27 protein-coding genes are annotated in these 24,442 nt (G+C 65.7%); 19 read left to right on the plus strand and 8 right to left on the minus strand.

What is annotated here, in order from left to right:
- The first annotated feature begins 84 nt into the window (after positions 1 to 84).
- The 5 genes from sdhC to H2040_RS06045 are packed head-to-tail and all read left to right on the plus strand — an operon-like array spanning position 85 to position 4,147.
- Positions 85 to 492 (plus strand): succinate dehydrogenase, cytochrome b556 subunit, encoded by a 408-nt coding sequence (sdhC, locus tag H2040_RS06025; RefSeq protein ID WP_287155967.1) that lies wholly within the window; start codon positions 85 to 87, stop codon positions 490 to 492.
- A 4-nt stretch (positions 493 to 496) separates the two neighbouring features.
- Positions 497 to 883: a succinate dehydrogenase, hydrophobic membrane anchor protein gene (gene sdhD / locus H2040_RS06030; RefSeq protein ID WP_022698479.1), complete on the plus strand. Its 387-nt coding sequence runs from the start codon at positions 497 to 499 to the stop codon at positions 881 to 883.
- 7 nt (positions 884 to 890) lie between these two features.
- The gene (gene sdhA / locus H2040_RS06035; RefSeq protein WP_022698480.1) at positions 891 to 2,678 is read left to right on the plus strand and encodes a succinate dehydrogenase flavoprotein subunit; all 1,788 of its coding nucleotides are present in this window, start codon (positions 891 to 893) and stop codon (positions 2,676 to 2,678) included.
- A complete protein-coding gene (locus tag H2040_RS06040; protein WP_287155968.1) occupies positions 2,678 to 3,460 on the plus strand; it encodes a succinate dehydrogenase iron-sulfur subunit in 783 nt (260 codons plus the stop codon). The genes sdhA and H2040_RS06040 overlap by 1 nt, the downstream gene beginning before the upstream one ends.
- Before the next feature lie 39 nt (positions 3,461 to 3,499).
- On the plus strand, positions 3,500 to 4,147 hold the full coding sequence (locus H2040_RS06045) for an RDD family protein (RefSeq protein WP_287155970.1): 648 nt from the start codon (positions 3,500 to 3,502) through the stop codon (positions 4,145 to 4,147).
- A 101-nt stretch (positions 4,148 to 4,248) separates the two neighbouring features.
- On the opposite strand, the gene H2040_RS06050 is transcribed toward H2040_RS06045, so the two are convergent.
- A complete protein-coding gene (locus tag H2040_RS06050; protein ID WP_287155971.1) occupies positions 4,249 to 5,229 on the minus strand; it encodes a glycerophosphodiester phosphodiesterase family protein in 981 nt (326 codons plus the stop codon).
- 109 nt (positions 5,230 to 5,338) lie between these two features.
- On the opposite strand from H2040_RS06050, the gene H2040_RS06055 reads away from it, so the two are divergent.
- The 3 genes from H2040_RS06055 to H2040_RS06065 all read left to right on the plus strand — a co-directional run bounded on the left by H2040_RS06055 (position 5,339) and on the right by H2040_RS06065 (position 8,890).
- Entirely contained in the window at positions 5,339 to 5,929 is a 591-nt protein-coding gene (locus H2040_RS06055; protein WP_152485881.1) for a hypothetical protein, read from the plus strand.
- 73 nt (positions 5,930 to 6,002) lie between these two features.
- Positions 6,003 to 7,853 (plus strand): cation:proton antiporter, encoded by a 1,851-nt coding sequence (locus H2040_RS06060; RefSeq protein ID WP_287155972.1) that lies wholly within the window; start codon positions 6,003 to 6,005, stop codon positions 7,851 to 7,853.
- A 44-nt stretch (positions 7,854 to 7,897) separates the two neighbouring features.
- The gene (locus H2040_RS06065) at positions 7,898 to 8,890 is read left to right on the plus strand and encodes a complex I NDUFA9 subunit family protein (RefSeq protein WP_287155973.1); all 993 of its coding nucleotides are present in this window, start codon (positions 7,898 to 7,900) and stop codon (positions 8,888 to 8,890) included.
- On the opposite strand, the gene H2040_RS06070 is transcribed toward H2040_RS06065, so the two are convergent.
- Both H2040_RS06070 and H2040_RS06075 read right to left on the minus strand, forming a co-directional pair.
- Complete coding sequence (locus H2040_RS06070) at positions 8,885 to 9,769, minus strand: CPBP family glutamic-type intramembrane protease (protein WP_287155975.1); 885 nt, start codon at positions 9,767 to 9,769, stop codon at positions 8,885 to 8,887. The genes H2040_RS06065 and H2040_RS06070 overlap by 6 nt on opposite strands.
- Before the next feature lie 48 nt (positions 9,770 to 9,817).
- Positions 9,818 to 10,615, minus strand: a complete 798-nt coding sequence (locus H2040_RS06075) for an undecaprenyl-diphosphate phosphatase (RefSeq protein WP_287155976.1) — start codon at positions 10,613 to 10,615, stop codon at positions 9,818 to 9,820.
- Positions 10,616 to 10,703: 88 nt separating this feature from the next.
- Between H2040_RS06075 and H2040_RS06080 the strand changes: the two genes are divergently transcribed.
- Both H2040_RS06080 and fzlA read left to right on the plus strand, forming a co-directional pair.
- Positions 10,704 to 11,678, plus strand: a complete 975-nt coding sequence (locus H2040_RS06080) for a cation diffusion facilitator family transporter (RefSeq protein ID WP_287155977.1) — start codon at positions 10,704 to 10,706, stop codon at positions 11,676 to 11,678.
- A 33-nt stretch (positions 11,679 to 11,711) separates the two neighbouring features.
- On the plus strand, positions 11,712 to 12,380 hold the full coding sequence (gene fzlA, locus H2040_RS06085) for an FtsZ-binding protein FzlA (RefSeq protein ID WP_022698491.1): 669 nt from the start codon (positions 11,712 to 11,714) through the stop codon (positions 12,378 to 12,380).
- Between the two features lie 7 nt (positions 12,381 to 12,387).
- Here the strand turns inward: fzlA and H2040_RS06090 are convergent, their stop codons facing one another.
- A complete protein-coding gene (locus tag H2040_RS06090) occupies positions 12,388 to 13,752 on the minus strand; it encodes a cytochrome P450 (RefSeq protein ID WP_287155978.1) in 1,365 nt (454 codons plus the stop codon).
- Between the two features lie 62 nt (positions 13,753 to 13,814).
- On the opposite strand from H2040_RS06090, the gene queG reads away from it, so the two are divergent.
- From queG to H2040_RS06135, 9 genes are all read left to right on the plus strand, one after another.
- Positions 13,815 to 14,957, plus strand: coding sequence for a tRNA epoxyqueuosine(34) reductase QueG (queG, locus tag H2040_RS06095; RefSeq protein WP_287155979.1), 1,143 nt, complete (start codon positions 13,815 to 13,817; stop codon positions 14,955 to 14,957).
- Positions 14,957 to 15,670, plus strand: a complete 714-nt coding sequence (gene mtgA / locus H2040_RS06100) for a monofunctional biosynthetic peptidoglycan transglycosylase (protein WP_502709329.1) — start codon at positions 14,957 to 14,959, stop codon at positions 15,668 to 15,670. The genes queG and mtgA overlap by 1 nt, the downstream gene beginning before the upstream one ends.
- A gap of 117 nt (positions 15,671 to 15,787) precedes the next feature.
- Entirely contained in the window at positions 15,788 to 16,033 is a 246-nt protein-coding gene (locus tag H2040_RS06105) for an aa3-type cytochrome c oxidase subunit IV (protein WP_022698495.1), read from the plus strand.
- A gap of 42 nt (positions 16,034 to 16,075) precedes the next feature.
- A complete protein-coding gene (locus tag H2040_RS06110; RefSeq protein WP_287155981.1) occupies positions 16,076 to 17,203 on the plus strand; it encodes a Re/Si-specific NAD(P)(+) transhydrogenase subunit alpha in 1,128 nt (375 codons plus the stop codon).
- A gap of 8 nt (positions 17,204 to 17,211) precedes the next feature.
- Positions 17,212 to 17,520: a proton-translocating transhydrogenase family protein gene (locus H2040_RS06115; RefSeq protein ID WP_022698497.1), complete on the plus strand. Its 309-nt coding sequence runs from the start codon at positions 17,212 to 17,214 to the stop codon at positions 17,518 to 17,520.
- A 19-nt stretch (positions 17,521 to 17,539) separates the two neighbouring features.
- Complete coding sequence (locus H2040_RS06120; RefSeq protein WP_287155982.1) at positions 17,540 to 18,469, plus strand: sulfotransferase domain-containing protein; 930 nt, start codon at positions 17,540 to 17,542, stop codon at positions 18,467 to 18,469.
- Positions 18,470 to 18,473: 4 nt separating this feature from the next.
- Positions 18,474 to 19,370, plus strand: coding sequence for a sulfotransferase domain-containing protein (locus H2040_RS06125; RefSeq protein ID WP_287155983.1), 897 nt, complete (start codon positions 18,474 to 18,476; stop codon positions 19,368 to 19,370).
- 36 nt (positions 19,371 to 19,406) lie between these two features.
- Entirely contained in the window at positions 19,407 to 20,816 is a 1,410-nt protein-coding gene (locus H2040_RS06130) for an NAD(P)(+) transhydrogenase (Re/Si-specific) subunit beta (RefSeq protein WP_287155984.1), read from the plus strand.
- Between the two features lie 10 nt (positions 20,817 to 20,826).
- Positions 20,827 to 21,447 (plus strand): class I SAM-dependent methyltransferase, encoded by a 621-nt coding sequence (locus H2040_RS06135; RefSeq protein ID WP_287155985.1) that lies wholly within the window; start codon positions 20,827 to 20,829, stop codon positions 21,445 to 21,447.
- Between the two features lie 4 nt (positions 21,448 to 21,451).
- On the opposite strand, the gene H2040_RS06140 is transcribed toward H2040_RS06135, so the two are convergent.
- The 4 genes from H2040_RS06140 to H2040_RS06155 all read right to left on the minus strand — a co-directional run bounded on the left by H2040_RS06140 (position 21,452) and on the right by H2040_RS06155 (position 24,396).
- A complete protein-coding gene (locus H2040_RS06140; RefSeq protein ID WP_287155986.1) occupies positions 21,452 to 22,426 on the minus strand; it encodes a zinc transporter ZntB in 975 nt (324 codons plus the stop codon).
- Between the two features lie 51 nt (positions 22,427 to 22,477).
- Complete coding sequence (locus H2040_RS06145) at positions 22,478 to 23,425, minus strand: sensor histidine kinase (protein WP_287155987.1); 948 nt, start codon at positions 23,423 to 23,425, stop codon at positions 22,478 to 22,480.
- A complete protein-coding gene (locus H2040_RS06150; protein WP_287155988.1) occupies positions 23,422 to 23,982 on the minus strand; it encodes a heme NO-binding domain-containing protein in 561 nt (186 codons plus the stop codon). Before H2040_RS06150 ends, H2040_RS06145 begins: the two co-directional genes overlap by 4 nt.
- Before the next feature lie 96 nt (positions 23,983 to 24,078).
- Positions 24,079 to 24,396 (minus strand): TraR/DksA family transcriptional regulator, encoded by a 318-nt coding sequence (locus tag H2040_RS06155; RefSeq protein WP_287155989.1) that lies wholly within the window; start codon positions 24,394 to 24,396, stop codon positions 24,079 to 24,081.
- Positions 24,397 to 24,442: the final 46 nt, after the last annotated feature.

Raw genomic sequence — 24,442 nt, forward strand, 5'->3', positions numbered from 1 at the left:
TGACACGCTAGGCGCTCAGCCTACCCTTCCGCGCAAAATTAGAACGCACGCTCATATTTTTCTGTCATGAGGGGCTACAACGATATGGCGTCTGACCGGGCCGACTCCCGACCCCTGTCCCCGCACCTTCAGATCTGGCGGTGGCATCCGACGATGGCGACATCGATCCTGCACCGCGCCACCGGCATCGTGAACTATGTCTGGGTCAGCGCGCTGGCGCTGTGGATCACCTATGCGGCGTGGAGCGGCGACGCCGATTTCACCGCCCTGCTGAGCGGCTGGGAAGCGGTCATCGCCTATCTGCTGATCTTCGGCGCGCTGGTTTCCATCGCCTTCCACTTCTTCAACGGCATCCGCTATCTGTTCTGGGATTCCGGGAAGGGGTTCACCCCGTCCCTCGCCAGCAAGATATCGCTGTTCAACATCATCGCCGGATTTGGCGTCGGCATCGCCGCCTTTGTCTGGTTCCTGATCGCGTCGGGGGCGCTGTAGACCGATGGCGAAAGATTTCTCGACACCGCTGGCGCGCGTGCGCCGCGACGGCGCGGCCGGCGAAGGCCCGGGCCATTTCATCGGCCAGCGCGCCAGCGCCGTGGCGCTGGCCATCCTGTCGCCGCTGACGCTGATTTTCGTCCTGACGGCGGCCGCATCCGGACCGGGCGGCGTGACCGATATGCTCTCCACCGGCTGGGGCGCGATCGTCACCATCCTGTTCTTCACCGCGGCGCTGTATCATGGCCGGCTGGGGGCGCAGGACGTCATCGACGACTATATCGCCCGGCAGGGAACGCGGATTGTCCTGCTGCTGGCCAATACGTTCTTCACCGCCGCGCTCTGGGTCGCGGTTACGGTGTCCATCCTGAAGCTTTCTTTCGGAGGTTAAGCGCCAGATGGCTGCTTACGACTGGATCGATCACGAATATGACGTCGTCGTTGTCGGCGCCGGGGGCTCGGGCCTCCGCGCGGCGGTCGGCGCGGCGCAGGCGGGCCTGAAAACGGCGTGCCTGACCAAGGTTTTCCCAACGCGCTCCCATACCGTGGCGGCGCAAGGCGGCATCGCGGCCAGCCTCGGCAATATGGGCGAGGATGACTGGCGCTGGCACATGTACGACACCGTGAAGGGGTCGGACTGGCTGGGCGACCAGGACTCCATCGAATATCTCTGCCGCCATGCGCCGGAAGCGGTGTACGAGCTGGAGCACTGGGGCGTGCCCTTCTCCCGCACCGAGGAAGGCAAGATCTATCAGCGCGCCTTTGGGGGCATGACAAAGAATTACGGCGGCGACTCCGTGCAGCGCACCTGCGCGGCGGCCGACCGCACCGGCCACGCCATGCTGCATACCATGTATGGCCAGTCGCTGAAGCATGACGTGGATTTCTTCATCGAATGCATCGCGCTGGACCTGATCATGGACGAGGACGGCGCCTGCCGCGGCGTCACGATGTGGAATCTGGACGACGGCACGCTGCACCGTTTCCGCGCCCATCAGGTGGTGCTGGCCACCGGCGGCTATGGCCGCTCCTATTTCTCCTGCACCTCGGCGCATATCTGCACCGGCGACGGCAACGGCATGGCGGCGCGCGCCGGCCTGCCGCTGCAGGACATGGAATTCGTGCAATTCCACCCGACTGGCATCTATGGCGCCGGCGTGCTGATCACCGAAGGCGTGCGCGGCGAGGGCGGCTTCCTGACCAATTCGGAAGGCGAGCGCTTCATGGAGCGCTATGCCCCGAACGCCAAGGACCTCGCCTCACGCGACGTGGTCTCGCGCGCCATGACGATGGAAATCCGCGAGGGCCGGGGCGTCGGCAAGGACGCCGACCATATCCATCTGAACCTGTCGCACCTGGACCCCGACATCATTCACAAGCGCCTGCCCGGCATTTCGGAAAGCGCGCGCGTGTTTGCGGGCGTGGACGTGACCAAGGAGCCGATCCCGGTGCTGCCGACGGTCCATTACAATATGGGCGGTATCCCGACGAACTATCACGGAGAAGTGCTGAAACCGACCGAGGCCGAGCCGGACGCGACCGTGCCCGGCCTGATGGCGGTGGGCGAGGCGGCCTGCGTTTCGGTCCACGGCGCGAACCGTCTGGGCTCCAACTCCCTGATCGACCTTGTCGTGTTCGGCAAGGCGGCGGGCGAGCGTTGCGCAGAAACCGTGGAGCGCGGAGCCACGCACCGCGAACTGCCCAAAGAGATCACCGACAAGCACCTGGAGCGCTTCGACCGCGTGCGGAACGCCAATGGTTCGACCACCACGGCCGAGCTGCGCAGCCGCATGCAGAAATCCATGCAGAACCATGTCGCGGTCTATCGCACCGAAGAGGTCATGGCCGAAGGCGCCGAGCAGATTGCGCAGATCTACAAGGACAGCGCCGACATCAAGATCACCGACCGCTCGATGATCTGGAATACCGACCTGGTCGAGGCGCTGGAATACGAGAACCTGATCATCAATGCGGCGGCCACGGCCAATGGCGCGGTGGCCCGCAAGGAAAGCCGCGGCGCGCATGCGCGGGAGGACTATCCGGACCGCGATGACGCGAACTGGATGAACCACACCATCGCCTATGTGCGGGAGGACGGCTCGGTCGATCTCTCCTACCGGCCGGTCCATTCCTTCACGATGACCAACGAAATTTCCTACATCGAGCCCAAGGCGCGGAGCTATTAATGGTTGAGCTCACTCTCCCCCGGAACTCCAAGCTCAAGAAGGGCAAGCGCTACGACGCCTCCAACGGGGCGAAGGATACGCGCACCTTCAAGATCTACCGCTACGATCCGGACGCCGACGATAATCCGCGCTGGGACGAATATGTCGTGCCCACCGATGAGCTGCGCCCGATGATTCTGGACGCCATGCTGTGGATCAAGGACAACGTCGACTCCACGCTTTCCTTCCGCCGCTCCTGCCGGGAAGGGGTGTGCGGGTCCTGCGCCTTCAACATCAATGGCCGCAACACGCTGGCCTGCACCAAGGGCTGGGACGAGGTCGGCGGCGGCGCCATCCAGATTTCCCCGCTGCCGCACCAGCCGGTCATCAAGGATCTGGTGACCGATCTTTCCAATTTCTACGCGCAATACGCGGCCATCGAACCGTACCTGCAGACGGTCACCGCCGAACCGCAGAAAGAGTGGAAGCAGAGCCAGGAAGACCGCGACAAGCTGGACGGCATGTATGAGTGCATTCTCTGCGCCTGCTGCTCCACGGGGTGCCCGTCCTACTGGTGGAATTCCGAGAAATTCTTCGGCCCGGCGGCCCTGCTGCAGGCCTATCGCTGGATCGAGGACTCGCGCGACGAGATGACGGGCGAGCGTCTGGACGCGCTGGAAGATCCGTTCCGGCTTTATCGCTGTCACACCATCATGAACTGCGCGCAGGTCTGTCCGAAGGGCCTCAATCCGGCGGAAGCGATCTCCGGCATCAAGCGCAAGCTGGCGGAACGGGCGGTCTAGCGCCGCCTGTTCAGACCGGCCGGGGCCAGAGGGGGGCTGGTGGCCGAACAAGAAAACCAGGGCGATATCGCCACGGCGGACCCGTCCGCCGAACCCGCTGAACAGCCGGCCCCGGCGCCCGATACGCGGCCCTGGGCGCGCTGGCTGGCGAAGATGACCGATCTGGCGCTGACGTCATTCGTCTTTTTCGTTCTGGTCAGCGGCGCGTCGTTCGTCTTTTTCTTCGTCCTGTCATCGTTGAATCCGGCCAGAGCGGAGCAATATCTGCTCCAGCTCGCCTCGATTCCGTTCATGATCGCCTCGGTCATCCTTTTCTTCATTCTGTTCCTGCTGGGCGAGGCGACCCTGATCAGCGCGACCGGTTCGACGCCGGGCAAGGCCTTGCTGGGCATTGGCGTCATGGACCGTGCCGGCGGGCGGCTTTCTTTTCCCAAAAGCCTGCTGCGAAGCGCCCGCGCCTGGGCGCAGGGCCTTGGCCTCGGAATCCCGCTGGTCTCCATCATCGCGATGATTTTCGGCTATATGGCGCTGTCGGACCGCGGCGACACCGCCTGGGACCGGGACGTCAATGCAGACTACCGGACCCATGAAGTCGGCCCGGTCCGCTGGACCATCGGCATTCTTGTCTGGCTGACGAGCGTCGCCATCGACATTGCGAACCGGGTTCTGACGCAGAACGGATTCTAGCCGCTCTTGTCCCCGGCGCGTTGCGCGGTTTCGGACGCCGCGCTCAGGATAAGGCCGAAAAGCAGCGAATAAGAAACAATCCGCGGCCGCCCTGCCGCCGGTTAGCGGGCGCGCGCCGCGGCGGCCGTGGCCGGGAAATCGGTAAAGACGCCATCGACGCCAATTTCCAGCGCGCGGCGGATTTCCGCCTCTCCGGTCAGGCCGTCGGGCGGCGGATCATCATTGCGGAAGGTCCAGGGGTGGACCGCAAGGCCCAGCGCATGGGCGCGGGCGACAAAGCCGGTGTCATTGCCCGCCCGGTCAATCACCAGAAACTTGTTCGGGCCGACCCCGTCCGCATAGGCGGGGATCTGTTCAAGCGCGACGCTGCTCTCGAAAGGCAGGGCCCGGTCCATCTCGCTTTTCGGGAAGACCAGCTGGATCAGCGGCGCTTCTATCATGGCGTCCAGCCGCACAAGCGATTCCGGCTCGAAACTTTGCACGAAAACCGGCGCGTCCGCGCCGTCCAGATCATGGACCTTCAAAATACGGGCAAGCTCGGGCGCCGGGTCGAGGCCGAGGGCCGCCAGCGCGGCCGGGTGCTTGGTTTCGGGATAGACGCCGATGATCCGTCCCGTCTCTTCAGAGGCCTTGGCGCGCAGGGCCAGCACTTCCTCGAACGCCGGGATTTCGAACTGGCCGTCATAATCCTTGGCGCGTCCCTCGCGCGGCTGTACCGCGCGCAGGGTCTTTATTTCTTCCAGCGTGAAATCCTCCGCCCACCAGTCCTGGCGGCCCTCCTTTTCCACCCGGCGGTCTGCAAACTCCGGATGGGCGGAAACATCCGTGGTGGTGGAAAGATAGCGGTCGTGACGGACGATCAGGACGCCGTCCCTGGTCATGACCAGATCGGGCTCGATGAAGTCCGCGCCCTGCTCGATGGCGAGGCTGTAGGCGGCAAGGGTGTGTTCGGGCCGCTCTCCGCTGGCGCCGCGATGGGCGATAATCACCGGCCGCTCGCCGGTCAGCGTGTTCCATCCGGGAGCGGAGTCTGGGGAAGTCATAAGCGCGCCTGCGAGGATGGCGAATAGTAATCCGGTCATGCCGCTATCCTAGCCTGATCTTTATGTCGGTTTCGATACGCGGCGCAGAGCCCCGCCAGCCGCGATTGGGGGTTTGACGCGCCCTCGCGGCGCGGCGATGGTCGCGGGCATGAGCGCAGATCACACACGCCACCACACGCTGAAGGACACGGCGTCGCGCTATGCGGCGCTGAGCCTTGAAAATTACGCCCATATCCGCGCGCTGGCCGAGCGGATTGCGCGGGAGATGTGCGCCTATCTGCACCCCAATAACCCGCCCTGCGTATTCCTGGTGCCGCCGCAGGGGCCGTTCCAGCCGCGCGATTATGGCGGGCGGGCCTTCACGGTTTCAGGGCGGGGTTTCCTGCCGCTCGGCCCCATCGGTTTCGGGCTGGCCGTGCGGGTGTCGGACCACGCAGACTTCCTGCGCGTGGGCCTGTCCTGCGCCAAGGAGGGCGAGGAGCTGGTGGTGCGGATCAAGGATGGCGGGGCCTATGAATTCCACGCCGGAGAGGCCGACGCCGATCTCAGCGACTTCTTCGAACACCTCTACCAGCACATCCTGAACTGGTACGAGGAACGCATCCGCCTTTACGAGGAAGGCCATTATGGCGGCGGCGGAATGGGGTTCGAGATGGTGCGCATCGGCGATGAACAGCCTGATGAGGACGCCGACCGGCCCGACCCCGATCACGCCACCGCGCCAGTAAGCGACTACTGAGCCGGAAATCGCGCCCCGCGCCTAACATCGTCTCTTGCCGCCGCGCCGCGCCGCGTTACAACCCTTCAACTATATGGCTATCGAAACCGCCGCCGCCCTGCTGCCCGCCAAGATCGCGCTGATCGGCGCGCTTGGCATTGGATCCCAATGGCTTGCATGGCGCACCAACTGGCCCGCGATCGTTCTGATGAGCGTGGCGGGCCTCATTGTAGGCCCGTTCTGGGCGATGGCGGCCGGCGAGCCGCTGATCAACCCGGAAGCTGATTTTGGCGCCCTGTTGCGGCCCACCATCGCTATCGCGGTGGGCATCATCCTGTTCGAGGGCGGCCTGAACCTGAACTTTACGGAGCTCAGGGGCGCGGGACAGGCCGTGCGGCGGCTGATTTTTGTCGGCGCGCCGGTGGGCGGCCTGCTGGGGGCGCTGGCCTCCCACTATGTCGCCGGGCTGCCCTGGGACATCGCCTTCCTGTTCGGCGGCCTGATGGTTGTAACCGGGCCGACAGTAATCATTCCCCTGTTGCGGCAGTCCAAGCTGGCCGGGCGCAGCGGCGCGGTGCTGCGCTGGGAAGGGATCGTCAACGATCCCATCGGCGCGCTTCTGGCCGTGCTGGTCTATGAAGTGATCCGCTTCCTCAGCGAGGGGCGGACCTGGGTCGACGCGGCCACCTGGATCGCGCTGTCGGCGGTGGCGGGCGCGGTTCTGGGCATTGTGGCGGGCTGGCTTCTGGCCTGGGCCTTCCGCAAGGGGCATGTGCCGGAATTCCTGAAAGCGCCGGTCGTGCTGGCCGCGGTTCTGGCCGTGTTCGTGACGGCGGACCTGATCGCCCATGAAACCGGGCTGCTGGCGGTGACGGTGTTCGGCGTGATGATCGCCAATAGCCGTATTGCCTCCATCGAGGAAATGCGGCGCTTCAAGGAATCCATCGCGGTCATACTGGTGTCGGGCGTGTTCGTGATCCTGACGGCGTCCCTGACGCCGGAAGTCATCACCTCGGTCGATCTTTCGATCCTGCTATTCGTCGTCACGATGATGTTCGTGGTGCGTCCGATCACGGTCTTCGTTTCCACCGTCGGAACCAAGCTGACCTGGGCGGAGCGGTCTCTGGTCGCCTGGATTGCCCCGCGCGGCATCGTGGCCGTCGCGGTGGCCGGCTTTTTCGCGTCTGAGCTGACGGCGCTGGGCCGGCCGGAGGGGGCGCAGCTCGTGCCGCTGGCTTTCGCCATGGTGTTTGCCACCGTCGTGGCGCACGGCTTCACCATCAAGCCGCTGTCGCAACGCCTGAACCTGGCCACCAAGGGCCCGGAGGGCGTGCTGATCGCCGGGGCCAATCCGTGGAGCCTGGGTCTGGCCAAGGCGATACACGAGCTGGGCGTGCCCGTGGTCATCGCCGATTCCAACTGGCGCCGTCTGCGCGCGGCCCGGCTGGAGGGGCTGAAAGTCTATTTCGGCGAAGTCTTGTCCGAACACGCCGACCACCGGCTGGACCATTCCCAGCTTGGCCACCTGATCGCCTCGACGCCCAATGACGCCTATAATTCGCTGATCTGCGTGGAATACGCCCCGGAATTCGGCCGCCACCGCGTGTGGCAGCTTTCGGGGCTGGAGAAGGAAGACCGCGACGCCAAGGCGATTTCCTTCACCGCGCGCGGCCGCACCCTGATCGGTCCGGGCCGCGGGTTCGATGCGGTCAGCCAGGACTGGTGGCGCGGCTGGCGTTTCCGCGCCACGCCGCTGACCGCGGAATACAAGCTGGAGGATTTGCGCAAGGACCGCCCGGACGCCGATTTCATCATGGAGCGGCGCCCGGACAATTCCATCGCCTTCATCGGGGCCAATTCGCCTGCGCGCGGCGGTCCCGGCGCTGTAATTGTCACCTATGGTCCGCCGCGCCAGGAGGATAAACCCGAGGAAGCGGCGGACTGAGCCAGACAGGCCAGTTCGGCGCGCATCACGGAGATTGAAGACCCATGACCCTGCGCCCTGAAATCATCACCGTCTTTGGCGGGTCCGGCTTTGTCGGCCGCTATGTCGTTCGCGAGCTTTGCAAACAAGGCTTCCGCGTGCGCGTGGCCGTGCGCTATCCGCATTCTGCGCAGGACCTGAAAGTCGCCGGCGAACCGGGCCAGATTCAGTTGCTCCAGGCCAATGTGCGCAACCGCCCCTCCGTGGAGCGGGCGGTCGAGGGCGCGTGGGGGGTCGTGAACCTTGTCGGGATACTGTTCGAGGAAGGCCGCCAGAAATTCGCCTCAACCCAGTCGCGCGGTGCGCAGTTGATCGCGGAGGCGGCGGCCGCGGACGGCGTGCAGCGCTTTGTCCATGTCTCGGCCATCGGCGCCGACGAAGATTCAGAATCCAGCTATGCACGCACCAAGGCGCAGGGCGAAAAGGCCGTGCGGGACGCCTTCCCTCAGGCGGTGATTGTCCGGCCCTCCATCGTGTTCGGCGCGGACGATGATTTCTTCAACAAGTTCGCTGCGATGACGCGCCTGTCGCCGGCGTTGCCGCTGATAGGCGGCGGCAAGACGAAATTCCAGCCGGTCTATGCCGGTGACGTCGCCACCGCCATCGCCAATGCCCTGACGCGGGATGACGCCGCCGGAAAGCTGTATGAGCTGGGCGGCCCGCGCGTTTACAGCTTCAAGGAGCTGATGCAGACGATGCTGAAAGTCATCGACCGCAAACGCGCCCTGATCCCGGTGCCGTTCTTCGCGGCCGGCCCGATGGGCGTGGCCGGCGGAATCGTCGGCGCGCTGCCCTTTATCCAGCCGCCGATCACCGCCGATCAGGTGAAGCTGTTGAAGAGCGACAATGTCGTGACGGATTCAGACGCCGTAGGGACCATTGAGGATCTGGGCGTGACCCGCATGGCGACTGTCGAATCGATCCTGCCGACCTATCTGTTCCAGTACCGGCACGGCGGCCAGTTCCACGAAGTCGCGCCCGACCCGCGCAGCTCATAGAGCCTGACCGGTCTCGGGCGGCGCGTTCGCGGCGCGCTTCCGGATTGCGAACACAATCCCGCATAGGGCCAGGCCTGTAACGAATCCGCCTACGCCAAGCGTTCCCTTGAACGGGAATTCCAGGCCCGTCAGCGCCAGCAGGCCAAGGCCCGCCCCGGCGTTCAGGGTTCCGTGGAAGAGACCGGCGTGGAACACCGTTCCCCCGGCCTCCCGCACCCAGCCGATCAGCGGTGAAATCACCAGCATCAGCGCGGTCATCGCCACCGGCCCCCAGACGGGCAGTTCCGGATAATTATAGCCCTGCGCGATCAGCGGCGCGTGCCAGAGGCCCCAGAACAGCCCGATCAGCAGATTGCACCGCCAGAAGCCAAGGCCGCGCCAGCGGTCCCAGAGCCAGCCGCGCCAGCCCAGCTCCTCGGAGAGCGTCAGGAACATGTTCAGGAACGCGCCCAGCGTCAGGCCGGACGCGACGCCGAACCAGTAGAGAGAGACCGGGTCGACCGGGGAACCGGTCAGGTCCTGGCCTTGCGATTCCAGCAGCGCCCGGTAATTCGCGCCCGGGTCGAACATGGCGGGCGAGAAGACCAGGTCGATGGCGAGCGCGCCCAGGATCAATGAAACCGGGATCAGCCACGCCCAGACCAGTGCGCGGTTGAACGGCTTGGCGACGCCAAGGCTCTGACGCATCCGGCCCCGGTCGAACCGCGCCGCGCAGACCAGCGCGGCGATGGCCGGGCCGCACATGTAGATAAAGGCCAGGCCGGTGAACAGAAGCTGGCGCTCCATGGCGCCGGTCGCATGGATCACGCCGCCGATGGCGCCGCTTAACGCAAAAGCGATCAGCATGAAAAGCCACACGCCATTACGAAAGATCGTCATAACCGCTCCCCCGGATCATTTCTTAATTAGGAAATATCCGAAATAAGATCAGACCACAAGGAAAAGCAGGGCCGCGCCCAGAAGCAGGCGATAGATCACGAAGGGCAGGAAGCTCATCCGCTCCAGCAGCTTCATCAGAACCGCAATGGCGGCCAGCGCGGAAATGAAGGACAGGCACATCACGATCAGGCCGTCCGTCAGGCTGGCTTGCGCGCCCTCCACATAGAGGTCGATTCCGGCCACGACGCCGAACGCGGCGAGGACCGGAATGGACATCAGCATGGAAAAGCGCGCCGATTCGGGCCGCGTCATGCCAAGCGCGCGGCCCGCCGTCATGGTGATGCCGGAACGCGACGTGCCGGGGATCAGCGCCACGGCCTGCGCCAGACCGATCAGGAACGCATCCCGGAAGGTCAGAGATTCCGTGTCCCGTTTCTCCGGCATGAAGGAGTCTGCGACCCACAGGGCCAGCGCGAACACGATGGTCGCCCAGGCGATCAGGCGCGGATCGCGCAGGAATTCGGTGGAATCGGTCAGGAAAAGGATCGCCCCGCCGATCAGAACCGGCGGCGTGGCGGCCCCGACCAGCAGCGCCAGACGCCCCCCCGGCGTCATTTTGCCTTTCAGAAGCGCCAGCTTTCCGGCCGCGACCTGCGCGATATCGCCCCTGAAATAGACCAGAACGGCGAACATCGTGCCCAGATGCGCCATCACGTCGATCAGCGCGCCCTGATCAGCCCAGTCCATCAGGACAGGCAGCAGGATCAGGTGCGCCGAGGAGGAGATCGGCAGAAATTCCGTGATCCCCTGAATGAGCGCCAGAAGGATCAGGTGAAAAAGACTCATGAAAAATCGCCCGCGCCGGTGAGGCCCGCACTTAACCGCCCGCTATCGCCAAGTGCAATCGGCGGGTGCGTCTGCTATTCCCGAAATCATGCCGCATGACGCCGCTCAAGCCGGCGGTCCCGGGCGCCTGCCGCCCGCCGAGTCCGCCAAGATCACCCGCACCGTCGCCCGCCTTTCGGTGGCGACCGCGGTGGTTCTGACGCTTTTGAAAATCGTCGCCTGGGTGATGTCGGATTCCGTGGCGCTGCTGTCCTCGCTGGCCGATTCGGCGCTGGACCTCACCGCCTCGCTGGTGACGCTGTTCGCGGTCGGTTACGCCGCCACGCCGCCCGATGCGGAGCACCGCTTCGGTCACGGCAAGGCGGAAGGGTTCGCTTCCCTGTTCCAGGCCATGCTGGTGCTGATCTCGGCCACGCTGGTGGCGCGGGAGGGCGTGGTGCGCCTGATTGACCCTGAACCGATACAGCGGTCCGGCGTGGCGCTGGGCGTCATGGTCATCTCCATCCTGCTGACCACCGTCCTTGTCCGGGCGCAGGCGCGTGCCGTCGCGAAAACCGGCTCCGTCGCGGTGGCCGGCGACCGGGCGCATTATATGAGCGACCTTCTGGCGAACGCGGCGGTGATCGTGGGCGTCGCCGTGGCGGCGTTCACCGGCTTTGAGCGGGCGGACGCGCTGGCCGGCCTCGCCGTGGCGCTCTGGCTCGGCTGGGCGGCGTTCGAGGTGTTCCGGGGCTCCTGGGACCTGCTGATGGACCGGGAGCTTCCGGACGATGACCGCGCGCGCATTCTGGAGCTGGCGGCCGATGACGACCGCCTGCTGGGGGTGCATCAGCTGCGAACCCGCGCCATGGGGCCGGGCGTCCAGATCCAGTTTCATGCCGATCTGGACCCGAACCTGTCGCTGGAGGCCGCGCACGCCATCATCGTCGCCGCGGAACGCCGCATCATGGCGGAATACCCCGCCGCCGACGTGCTGATTCACGCCGACCCCAAGGGCCGGGCCGAACCGCACGGGCCGGAAACGCTGCGCGCTCTGCCGGAAGATGCAGAAGAGGGCGCTTAAAACCGCGGCCAAGCCGGTGTAAGCCTTGAATCCATGCGCACGTTACATCACTGGACGCTCGACCCGCTCTGCCGTCAGGTTCGCCTGGCGCTGGGCGAGAAGAAGCTGGACTTCAAACTGGCCGACGAGACGCCGTGGAATCCGCGGCCGGAATTCCTGGCCGTCGATCCGGGCGGGCTTGGCCCGGTCCTGACGCGCGACGAGGCCACGCCCGTCATCGGCTCGCGCGCTATCCTGGAGTATCTGGAGGAAGTGCATCCCGATCCCGCGCTCTACCCGGCCGATCTGGAGGCGCGCGCCGAATCCCGCCGCCTGATCGAGTGGTTCGATCGCAAGTTCGCCACCGAATGCGGCGCGGTGATCCTGCAGGAAAAAATCGTCAAGCGCGCCGCGGGCCTTGGCTCGCCCGACATGGAGGCGCTGCGCGGCGCCCGCGAGCGGGTGCGCTGGCACATGGATTACATGGCCTGGCTGCTGGAGCAGCGGGACTGGCTGTCGGGTCCGAAAATGTCCCTGGCCGATCTTTGCGTCGCGGCGCACCTCTCCGTCACGGACTTTCTGGGGGAGGCCCCGTGGGATGATTTCGAGGGCGTGAAGGACTGGTACGTGAAGCTGAAATCGCGCCCCTGCTTCCGCCCGCTCCTGACCGACCGCGTACCCGGTCTGACCGCCCCGCCGCATTACGCCGATCTGGATTTCTAGAAAGCCTTCAACGCGGGCTGACAAAGAGCGGCATACCGCCTTTCGGGCGTAGCGTGATGCGCAGGACCGGGTGGAAGCGATGGTCCGGCTGTGGCGCGAAGCGGCAATCGCGGACAAGGCGGGCCAGAATCACCGCCGCCTCCATCATCGCGAACCGCATCCCGATACAGATATGCGGCCCGCCGCCGAACGGAATATAGGCGTAGCGGTCCCGCGCTTCAGCGTTTTCAGGCAGGAAGCGGTCCGGATCGAACCGGTTCGGGTCGTCCCACCATTTCACATGGCGGTGCAGCGGATAGATCAGGGCATTGACCATGTCGCCCGGCACCAGATGCTTGTCGGCGACCTCGAAGGGTTCGGTGACCATGCGCGCCGCCACCGGGGCGGGCGGGAACAGGCGCATGCTCTCCTGAAGCACGCGATTATGCAGCGGCAGCCTGTCGATATCGTCGGCGGCCACATCCGCCTCGCCGCATACGCTCCGTGCTTCTTCGGCCAGCCGGTCCTGAAGCTCCGGCAGGCGCGCGAGGATCCCCAGCGTCCATGTCAGGGCCAGCGCCGTGGTCTCGTGCCCGGCGGCCACGAAGGTCAGCAGGTTATCCACCAGCTCCGTCTCGGTCAGGCGCTCGCCGGTTTTCGGGTCCGTGGCCCGCAAGAGCTGCCCGCTCAACGTGTCGCTCGGTTCGTCCCGCGCCGCCTGCCGCCGCACATTCTCCCGCACGGCCGCCCGCATCCGTTTCGCCGCGGCGATCCCTTTGCGATTGGCCAGACGGGAGGTCCAGAGCGGGGCGTCGAAAATATCCAGAACCCCGACATGGCCCTGCGTAGCGAGATAGAGCGTGATGTCGTCCAGCACGCCCTGCGCGTCGAACTCTCCGCCATCCTCGAACAAGGCGGCGACGATGATGTCGAACGTGGCGTGCATCATTTCCGGCATCACGTCCTGCGCGCGATCCGCCGGGCCGGCCAGAAGACGGCCCGAAACGTCCCGCGCCGATTGCGCCATGGCGGGAACCAGCGATTCCAGCGCCTGATGCCGGAAAGCGGGGGATGCGGCGCGCCGCTGCGCCCGCCATTTCGACCCGTCCGCCATGATCAGGCCTTCGCCCAGCGCGGGCTCCAGCGTGCGGCGTTGCAAATCGTGCTTGATGACCTTGTCGGCCTGGTCTTTCAGGATGATCCCGATCAGCGTCGGGTCGACCAGATTCATCACCGCCTTGCCGCGGAATTTCACGTAAGTGTAGCGCCCCTCATAAAGATGGCGCGGCCAGGTCTGGACCGGATTGTCCGCCAGCGCCGGAATGCCCCTGATCCAGCCCAGCGGCCGGTCGGGCGGGGTTATGGTTTCCGGATAATGCGGGTCTATGCCCATGGGGTGATCCTGACTGCGGTCCTGACGGTTCTATTAAACGCGGCATCGATTATCTTGCCCATATGACCAATGCGCCCCCCGATAACGCGGTTACGCCGGACGATCTGCGGCGCATGGCCGGCGAGGCCGGGTTCGACGCCGTGCGTTTCTGCCGCGCGGACGAGGACTGGGCGGCGGAGGCGCGGCTGAACGAATTCATCACGCTGCAGCGCCATGGCGAGATGGGCTGGATGGAAACCACCGCCGCGCGCCGCGCGCGCCCCACTGCCATGTGGCCGGACGCCAGAAGCGCCATCGTTCTGGGCATGAATTACGGGCCGGACAGCGACCCGATGGAAAGCCTGAAACAGCGCCGCCGCGCCACGATCAGCGTCTATGCGCGGAACGAGGATTATCACGACCTGGTCAAGAAGCGCCTGAAACAGGTGGCGCGCCAGTTTGCCGACAAGAGCGGCGAAGAAGTGAAAGTCTTCGTCGATACGGCGCCGTTGATGGAAAAGCCGCTGGCGGCGAAATCCGGCCTCGGCTGGCAGGGCAAGCACACCAATCTGGTCAGCCGAGACTATGGCTCATGGCTGTTCCTGGGCGTCATCCTGACCACGGCGGACCTGCCCGCCGACGAAGCGGGCGAGGATATTTGCGGCTCCTGCCGGCGCTGTCTGGATGTCTGCCCGACCGACGCGTTTCCCGCACCTTACCAGCTGGATGCGCGGCGCTGCATATCCTATCTGACGATCGAACATGCCGGCCCGATCCCGCGCGAATTCCGCGAAGCCATGGGCAACCGGATTTATGGCTGCGATGATTGCCTCGCCGTGTGCCCGTGGAACAAATATGCCCGCACGGCCCGGCAGAGCGCCTTCCACTCACGCCCGGAGCTGACCGGACCGCTGCTCAGCGAGCTGGCGGCGCTGGACGACGCCGCGTTCCGCGAAGTGTTTTCCAAATCGCCCATCAAGCGGATCGGACGCGACCGTTTCGTGCGCAACGTGATGATCGCCGCCGGGAACTCCGGCGACCCGGACCTGATCGAGTCTGCACGGGCGCTTCTGGACGATGAAGCGCCGGTGGTGCGCGGCGCGGCGGTCTGGGCGCTGTCGCGGCTTCTGCCGGCGAACCGCTTCGCGGACCTTGCCGCGGCGCGCCTTCCCCGCGAAGGTGACGCCCAGGTTCGGGACGAATGGCGGGGCGGGGACGCGGCTTGATGCAATCGACAGGGTTTTGGGCAGGCGCCGGGCGCTGGGCCGGTCGCGCGGGGGTGGCGTTGCTCAGCCTGATCGCGCTGGGCATCGGCGTGTCGTTCCTGATGGTGGCGGTCTATCGCTTCGTCCCGCCGCCCGCCACGGCGCTGATGGCGTGGCGCGGGATACAGGGCGAAACGATCCGCTATCACTACGCGCCTCTGGAAGAGATTTCGCCTTATCTGGCGCGCAGCGTCATCGGCGCGGAGGATTCCCGCTTCTGCCAGCATAACGGCTTCGATGTGGAGGCGATCCGCAAGGCGATCCGGGAGGCGGAGCAGGGCGCGCGCCTGCGCGGCGCCTCCACCCTGTCGCAGCAGACCGCGAAAAACGCCTTCCTGTGGCCCGGCCGCGACTGGGTGCGCAAGGGGGCGGAGGCGTGGTTCACCCTGTTGATCGAGACGGCCTGGCCCAAGCGCCGGATCATGGAAGTCTATCTGAATATCGCCGAATGGGGCGATGGCAATTTCGGCGTGGAAGCGGCCGCCCGCGCATGGTTCGGCAAGACCGCGGCGGACCTTTCCCCGCGTGAGGCGGCGATGCTGGCCGCGGTTCTGCCCAATCCGAACGAATGGCGGCTGGACCCGCCGGGTCCGTATGTTTCGGGCCGGGCGGGAACGCTGCAAAGTCGGGCCGGAACGGTGCGCGCGCAATCGCTAGACGCCTGCCTGTTCTAGCGGCGCGCCAAGGGGTGCGGCGCCGTTGCGCGGCCTCAGGCGCTTGCCGGATTCGCGCGGGCCGTGCTAACCGCTCCCTGACCTCAGAAATTATCCTTTCGACGGAGCAACAGGACGATGGCGGCGGAAGATCACTACGTGCATGGCGAAATGGACGTCTCCCAGCACAACATGACCTATCGGGGCTTCATGGCCGCCTGTAAGTGGCTGTCCCTGATCATCGGCGCGCATATCGTGTTCTTCACTGTCTGGTTCGGCGTGGGCGCGGGTTTCATCGCTGCCGCCGCTTCGACGGTGATCATGGTGGTCGCGGGTTACTTCTTCATCAGATTTTTCTTTCCCCCGCCCTCTGACTCACACTAGGGTCTGACGCCTGACACGGGAGCAAGGGGTCCTGACAGGCGAATGAAGATTGCGGTTTTCAAGGAAACACGGAACGCGGAGACTCGCGTCGCCGTCACCCCGGACACCATAAAAAAGCTGGCCGGCGCAGGCCATGAAATACGGGTTGAAGCCGGGGCGGGCCTCGCCGCGGACTTCCCGGATGAAGCGTTCCGCGAAGCCGGCGCCTCCATCGCCGAAACCGCGCAACAGGCCGCCGCGGGCGTGGACGCCGTCTTCTGCGTGCGCCTGCCTGAAGGCGGATCGCTCGCCGCCATTCCCGACAATGCCGCCCTGATCGGCCTCGTCGCCCCGCACGACAATGGCGAGGAAATTCGGCAACTCGCCGCGCGCGGTGTGGAAGTCTTTGCCTGCGAATTCACGCCCCGCATCACGCGGGCGCAGTCCATGGACGCGCTGTCCTCACAAGCCAATCTCGCCGGCTATCGCGCGGTGCTCGAGGCCGCGCACGCCTATGGCCGCGCCTTCCCGATGATGATGACCGCGGCGGGCACGATCGCCCCGGCCCGGGTCTTCGTGATGGGGGCGGGCGTCGCCGGGCTTCAGGCCATCGCCACGGCCAAGCGTCTGGGCGCGCAGGTCAGCGCCACGGACGTGCGCCCGGCCGCGAAGGAACAGGTCGCCTCGCTGGGCGGCAAGTTCGTCGCGGTTGAGGACGAGGAATTCAAGGAGGCCGAAACGGCCGGCGGCTACGCCAAGGAAATGAGCGACGAATACAAGGCCAAGCAGGCCAAGCTCGTCGCCGAGCACATCACCAAGCAGGACGTGGTGATCACCACGGCGCTGATCCCCGGCCGCCCCGCCCCCCGCCTGATCGATGCGGAGATGGTCGCCAGCATGAAGCCCGGCTCGGTCCTTGTGGATCTAGCGGTTGAGCGCGGCGGCAATATCGAGGGGGCGGAACTGGACCGCATCGCGCAGAAGGACGGCAAGTCGATCATCGGCTACGCCAATCTGCCCGGCCGCCTGCCCGCCGACGCCTCCTCTCTCTACGCCAAGAACCTCCTCGCCTTCCTGCCGCTGGTCACCGCCGAGGACGGGGCCTACGCCCCGGACTGGGACGATGAAATCGTCTCCGGCATGGTCCTGACCAAGGGCGGCGAGGCCGTGCATGACGCCGTAAAAGGATAGGGTTTCCCATGGAACACGCCGCGATTGATCCGTTCATTTTCCGGCTGGCGATTTTCGTGCTGGCCGTGTTCGTCGGCTATTACGTGGTCTGGTCCGTCACCCCGGCGCTTCATACGCCGCTGATGGCCGTCACCAACGCCATTTCCAGCGTCATCATTGTCGGCGCCCTGCTGGCCGCCGCGGCGGGCGGCGCGAGCGGCGAGGCCGGCGTCTCCACCTGGCTGGGCGCAGTGGCCGTGCTGCTGGCCAGCGTGAATATATTCGGCGGCTTCCTTGTCACCCAGCGCATGCTGGCGATGTACAAGAAGAAGTCGTGACGCGGGCGCGACACCCTTCGTGACACAGGCTGCATCCACGCTCGAAACAGACGCGCCGCAGGCGGAAACGCAGATCGCCCTGCCGCCCTCGCCGCGCGGGCCGGAAGGCTTCCGCGCCGTAGCGCGGCGCACGGGCGTGACGATTTCCGGCGACTGCGCGGTCGTCGCGTCCTATCCGCGCAGCGGCAACAAGATGACCCGCACCTTCCTGCATTTCTATGCGGGCAATCCCGACCCGGCGGCGCTGGAGCGCCTGCGCGCGGATGAGGGGCGGTTTCTGGACTATCTCGGCCGGTTCAAGTCCGCTCTGGTCACGCCCAAGGGCCGCGTGCTCTGCCACCGCATCGCGCCCGAGGATTTGAAGGACATTGATCTGATGGGCCGGCCGGGCGTGCTGGCCAAGACGCATGCTCCGGACTGGCCGGAACGCTGCGTGCTGAAACCCTTCGTCCATATCTATCTGGTCCGGCACCCGCTGGACGTTCTGGCTTCCTCGCTCAATTTCCTGTTCAGCCGCAAGCTGGCGGAGGGCTTTGCCCACAGCGCCCCCAAACCGCTGGACGCCCTGATCGAGAGCGGAGAGATCGCCGCCTATATCGACGACTTCATCGCGAAAGAGGGCGTCGCGCATTTCACGCCCAGCTTCGGGTCGTGGCTGGACCATGTGATGACGTGGCCGGATCGTGAAAGCGGCGCGCCGGTGGCCTGCCTGAAATATGAGGATGTGGTCGCCGACCCGGCGGGCCAGTACGCGCGGGCATTCGCGGCGGCTGGCGCGCCTTTTGACGCTGCGCGCGCGGGCCGGGCGCTGGCGCTGGCCGACCAGTCGCGCGGGATCGAGCTGAAGCGCGGCGGCGGCTATCTGGGCGATGTCCTGACCCCGGCCCAGAAAGCGGCGGCGAAAGACGCCTTCGGGCCTGCGCTGGACCGGTTCGGCTATGAGATCTGAGACGATGACCGCGCCCCGCCCGACCAAGGCCGCAAGCAACCGCGAGACGGCCGTGCTGTTTCCGGCCGCCAGCGCCGGCCCGGCGGGCTTCGAGGCCGCGCGCCGCGCGGCGGGCGCGGATATCTCCGGACAGGCCATCGCCGTCGCCTCCTATCCGCGCAGCGGCAACAAGATGACGCGCACTTTCCTGCGCGCCTACGCCCTGCACGTGCAGCCCGAATTCGACGTTGAAAATCACGACGATCCGGCGCGGCAGGCCTTCCTGAACGCCTATTTCGAGGCGGCGGTGAACCCGCGCGGAGAAGTGGTCTCCAGCGTGACCTCGGCGCGGGAACTGACCGATGTTTCCCTGTTCGGCCGCCGCCTTGTGATTGCCAAGACCCACGCCGCGCGCTGGCCGGGCAAGTGCGTGCTGGACCCGGTTTTCCGCCTCTATGTCGTCCGCCATCCGCTGGACGTGCTGGCCTCGTCCCTGAATTTCCTGATGCGGCGCGAGCGCGGCGGCGGCGCGCTGGACGCCCTGATCGCCAGCGGCGAGATCGCCGGCCATGTCGACGATTTCATCACGCGCCGGGGCGTGGCGCATTATCAGCGCCCGTTCGGCTCCTGGCTGGATCATGTCACGGGCTGGACCGATGCGGACGGCGAGGCGGCCTTCTGGCTGCGTTACGAGGACATCGTCCGCGACCCCGTCGCCAAATATGGCCGCGTCTTCGCCGCCATGGACGCGCCGTTCGACCGTGAGGCGGCTCAGGTCGCGCTCGGCCCGGCAAATGCCGTCACCGAAATCGAGCTGGGGCGCGGCCGGGATTATCTCGGCGCTGTCCTTACCGAAGATCAGAAACAACGCGCGCGGGACGCCTTCGCGCCCGCGCTGGAGCGGTTCGATTATGAGATCTGAAACCGCGCATTTCCCGCCGCAGGAAAAGGGCCTGTCATGAACGCCAATCTCGTCGCGCTGCTCTATCTCGTCTCGGGCGTCCTGTTCATTCTCGCCCTGCGGGGCCTGTCGAACCCGGAGACCGCCCGGCGCGGCAACCAGTACGGCATGATCGGCATGGCCATCGCCATCGGCGTGACGCTGACGCTCTTGACCTTCAATCCCATGATCATCGGCCTGATCGCGAGCGGCGCGCTGATTGGCGGCGGCGCAGGCGTGGTCATCGCCCGGCGCATCCCGATGACGGCGATGCCCCAGCTGGTCGCCGCCTTCCACAGCCTGGTGGGTCTGGCCGCCGTGCTGGTCGCCGCCGCGTCGGCTATCCCGAACGCCTCGGGCGAGAGGAAGGCCGCGGCGGGTCAGATCAAGGCGATCAGCCGGGTGGAAATGGCGCTGGGCGCGGCCATCGGGGCGATCACCTTCTCCGGCTCGGTCATCGCGTTCGCCAAGCTGAACGGCAACATGTCCGGCGCGCCGATCCTGTTGCCCTTCCGCCATGTCATCAATATCGCCATTGCGCTGGCGATGGCCGGGCTGACGGTCGCCTTCGTGCTCAGCGACGGCGCGGCCTCGGGCGGCGGTCACCTGCTCTGGTACATCACTGCGCTGGCCTTTCTGATCGGCTTCCTGCTGATCATCCCGATCGGCGGGGCGGACATGCCGGTCGTGGTCTCCATGCTGAACTCCTATTCGGGCTGGGCGGCCGCGGCGCTCGGCTTCACGCTGGAAAACACCGCCCTCCTGATCACCGGCGCGCTGGTCGGGTCTTCGGGCGCGATCCTCTCCTACATCATGTGCAAGGGCATGAACCGGTCCTTCATCTCGGTGATCCTGGGCGGGTTCGGCGGCGATACGACCGCGGCCAGCGGCGAGACCGAAACGCGCCCTGTCAAACAGGGTAGCGCGGACGATGCCGCCTTCATCATGAAGAACGCCGGCCGGGTCATCATCGTGCCGGGCTACGGCATGGCTGTGGCGCAGGCCCAGCACGCGCTGAAGGAACTGGCCGACGTGCTGAAGGAGGAAGGCGTGGACGTCGCCTACGCCATCCACCCGGTGGCGGGGCGGATGCCCGGCCACATGAACGTGCTGCTGGCCGAGGCGAACGTCCCCTATGACGAGGTGTTCGAGCTGGAGGACATCAATTCCGAATTCTCCAACGCCGACGTCGCCTTCGTGATCGGCGCCAATGACGTCACCAACCCGGCGGCGGAGGACGATCCATCCTCTCCCATCTACGGCATGCCGGTGCTGAAGGTCTGGAACGCCAAGACCGTGTTCTTCATCAAGCGCTCGCTCGGTTCGGGTTATGCCGGGGTGGAGAACCCGCTCTTCTTCCGCGACAACACCATGATGCTGCTCGGCGACGCCAAGAAGATGGCCGAGGAGATCGTGAAGGCGCTCTAGGACGCGCGCCATGTCCTTTTACGAGAACCGCATCCTTCCGCACCTGATCGGCCTGTCCTGTTCGCAGAAGCCGATCATGATGGAGCGGGCGAAGGTCCTGCCCCATGCGGAAGGCCGCGTTCTGGAGGTCGGGTTGGGCGCCGGGCCGAACCTGCCGCTCTATAACCCGGCGAAGGTGACGAAGGTGATCGGGCTGGAGCCGAGCGCCGGGATGCGCCGCAAGGCCGCGCCGGCGATTGCGGCCTCCCCCGTGCCGGTGGAGCTGATCGGCCTGCCGGGCGAGGAGATTCCGCTGGACGATGACAGCGTCGACACCGTGGTTCTCACCTACACGCTCTGCACCATTCCGGACTTCAACACCGCGCTGGCCCAGATGCGCCGTGTCCTGAAGCCCGGCGGAAGGCTGCTGTTTTCCGAACATGGCGCGGCCCCGGATCCGGGCGTCGCAAAGTGGCAGCGGCGGATAGAGCCGCTCTGGAAGCGGATCGCCGGCGGTTGCCATCTGACGCGGCCAATACCGAAGCTGATTGAGGAATCAGGCTTCGCCATCGGCGATATGGAGGCGTGGTATTTGCCGGGCGCGCCGAAGATCGCCGGCTTCAACTATCGCGGCTTCGCGTCGATCCGCTGAGCGGTCAGATCCATTTCGCCCATTTGAAAAAGGCCAGCTCGATCACGCAGATCAGCGTCAGCAGGCCGGAAACGATCCAGAACCCGTTCGGATGATCGGACAGCGGCACGCCGGCGACATTCATCCCCAGCATCCCGGCGATCAGCGTCACGGGCAGGAAGATTCCGGCGGCCAGCGACAGCACCATGGTGTGCCGGTTCATCCGGTCGGCCTGCTGGCTGACCAGCAGGTCATGCAGCACCATCGCGCGTTCCCTTAGGGAATCCAGATCCTCGGTCAGGCGCGCCATTGCCTCCGCCGCCTCATGGAAGATCCGGTGATCCTCCTCCCGTATCCATCCGGCCTCGGTGGCGGCCAGCGCCCGCAGCGCCTCGCGCTGCGGGGCGATATAGCGGCGAATCTGCGCCGCTTCGGATCGCGGTTCGGTCACCGCGATCCGCTCGATGCTCTTGCCGTCGTCAAAGACGTCGTCTTCCAGCTCGTCAAAGATATCCACCATCTCCGCGATCACCGGTTCGATCCGCAAGGAAAGCCGCAGCGCCAGACGGGCGATCAAATCGCCGGGCGTGACCGGCGCATCGCCCTTTTCAATATCGTCGCGCAGGTCGCGGACAGCCATCAGCTTGAAACGACGGGAGGTGATCACCCGCGTCGGCGTCACCCACATCCGGACAGAGACCATGTCTTCCGGCTCCGCGCCCGGATTGTGATTCACGCCCCGAAGATTGACCAGCGCGCCCTGCTCGGCCGGTTCGAAGCGCGGCCGGGTTTCCTCCGCCGTCAGGGCGGTCACGGCGAAATCGGGCGCGCCGGACCTTTTCGCCAGCCAGTCGCAGGCGCGCGGATCGTTCGCGTCCAGATGTATCCAGTCAAAGCCGGGGGCATTTGCGGGATGATCGTCCAGCGCCAGCTTTACCGCTCCGCCGGCGCCGTCCATGCGCCAGGCGCAGATCAGCGCGTCGCCAAGGGAATCGTTCATGGTCATGGGGTGCGAGAATAAGGCGCGGCGGCCGCGCGGCAAACCGGCCGGTCAGGCGACGGCGGCTTCCGCGTTTGCGGGGCGGGGGAAATGCAGGCGGACCGCCGTTCCCTCGCCAATACGGCTCTCGATCTCCAGCCGCCCGCCATGCAGCTCCGCGAAGCCGCGCGCCAGGGGCAGGCCCAGGCCCAGGCCATCATGGCTGCGTGTGGAGCTCTGCGAAGCGGTGGAAAAGGCGGTTGCCGCGCGCCGGGCCATTTCCTCATCCATGCCACACCCGGAATCGATAATTTCCATGACCGCGCCGTCATCGCCGCTCCGGGCCGCCAATCGGATGGTTTCACCCTTGTCCGAGGCCAGAGCCGCATTCTCGATCAGACCGGCCAGGGCCCGCGCCGCAATACGGTTATCCAGGTCCAGAAGCAGCCCTTCTTCACACTGGATTTCCAGCGTGACCTCGCGCGTGGTCAGGGTGTCGGCGGCAAAGGCCGCCGCCTCCGACGCCAAAGGGCCGATATCGGTCGGGGCGGTGATGATTTCCGCCTGCCCCTGGGAGGCGACCTGTATGTAGAGGAACAGATCATCCACCATGTCCAGAAGCCGCCGTCCGCTCTGGTCGATGATGTCCGCCGCGGCCTTTGCCTCCGGGGACTCCACATTCCGCAGCAGGTGAACCCCGCCCAGCACGCCGTTCAGCGGAGTGCGGAATTCATGGCTGACGACGGACAGGAAACCGGTCTTGGCGCGGTCGGCGTCCTCGGCCCGTTCCTTGGCGGCCATCAATTCATGCTGCTGGGTTTCATAGGCGTCGATGGACCGGCGGACATTATCCAGCAGGAAATTGACCATAAGGGCCAGCTTCTGGACCGCCGGGTTGGGGTCCGTCACCGCAATGCGCACATTGAAGTCGCCGTCGACGGTCGAGCAGAGCTGATCCGCGATCGTCTCGACCGATTGCAGCGGATTCGGCACGCCTTCATTTCCCGGCTTGCCGGTCATGCCGCAGCCTCGCCGGCGCCGGCCCAGCGTATGGCGACCCGGCAATCGGCGGAATCCGGATCGTCCAGGGCCTCAACCTCGGCGGTTTCCCCGTAATGATCCAGAAGCGCCCGCGCCAGCGCCATATAGAGGCGGGCCAGCCGGTTTTCCGATCGATAATGCGTGATCAACCCGTCTTCGGTTTCCGTCACGCCAAACTTGTCGCCCAGACGGCTGTCGCCGCCCGTAACGCCGGAGCCCATGGAATTGTGGATCGTGGGCTGACGTTTCAGGAAGTCGCGGGCCGTCGGCGCCATGGCGAAGAAGACCGGAAAGCGCGATTGCACGTCTTTCAGGAAATGAACCGCATAGGCGTCATAGGCCTGCTGCGGTGTCAATTCCAGAACATCGCAGGCATGCCCGATAAGGGCTCTCGCCTCTTCATCGGGATAGTCCGTGTCGATGCGGAATTCGAAATCATCCGGCAAGCCGCCCCGGCGGCGGACCTCGGCCAGTTTGTCTTTTCCCCCGGCCTGCTCGACCAGGTCGAGAAGAACGAGCTGTATCAATCCAATCATGGCGGCGCTCACTATATCGCAATGTGCGAAATAACTAACACCGGGTTCGATAAAGAAAGCCTAAAATTCTAGCGCTTGTTTGCGTTATAAATTTACCTAGGCGGCCGTTGCGCACTGTACGCAGCCCGCCGTGGCCGGATCCAGGCCCAGCCGCTTTGGCGGAATTTCCTCGCCGCAAACGGTGCAAAATCCGTATTCGTCTGCCGCCATTCGCGCCAGCGCCGCATCGATTTTGCGGATTTCGGCGCGGCGTTTGGCTTCGGTCGCCTGATCCATCGCCTGCGCCCGCATGGCGTCCATGCGCGACAGCCCCCCTTGCGTCTGCTGGTCCAGCTCCACGGGTTTGCGGCCCTCCGCGCTGCCAGCGGACAGGGCCTCCAGCTCCGCTTTCAGGGCCTCCAGGCGGCCTCGCATTTCTTTTATTCCGGCGCGTGTCGGGGCCATTAGCAGAAACTCGGCT

Origin of the sequence: Euryhalocaulis sp. (assembly GCF_013911995.1) — a bacterium.
Classification (GTDB): domain Bacteria; phylum Pseudomonadota; class Alphaproteobacteria; order Caulobacterales; family Maricaulaceae; genus Euryhalocaulis; species Euryhalocaulis caribicus.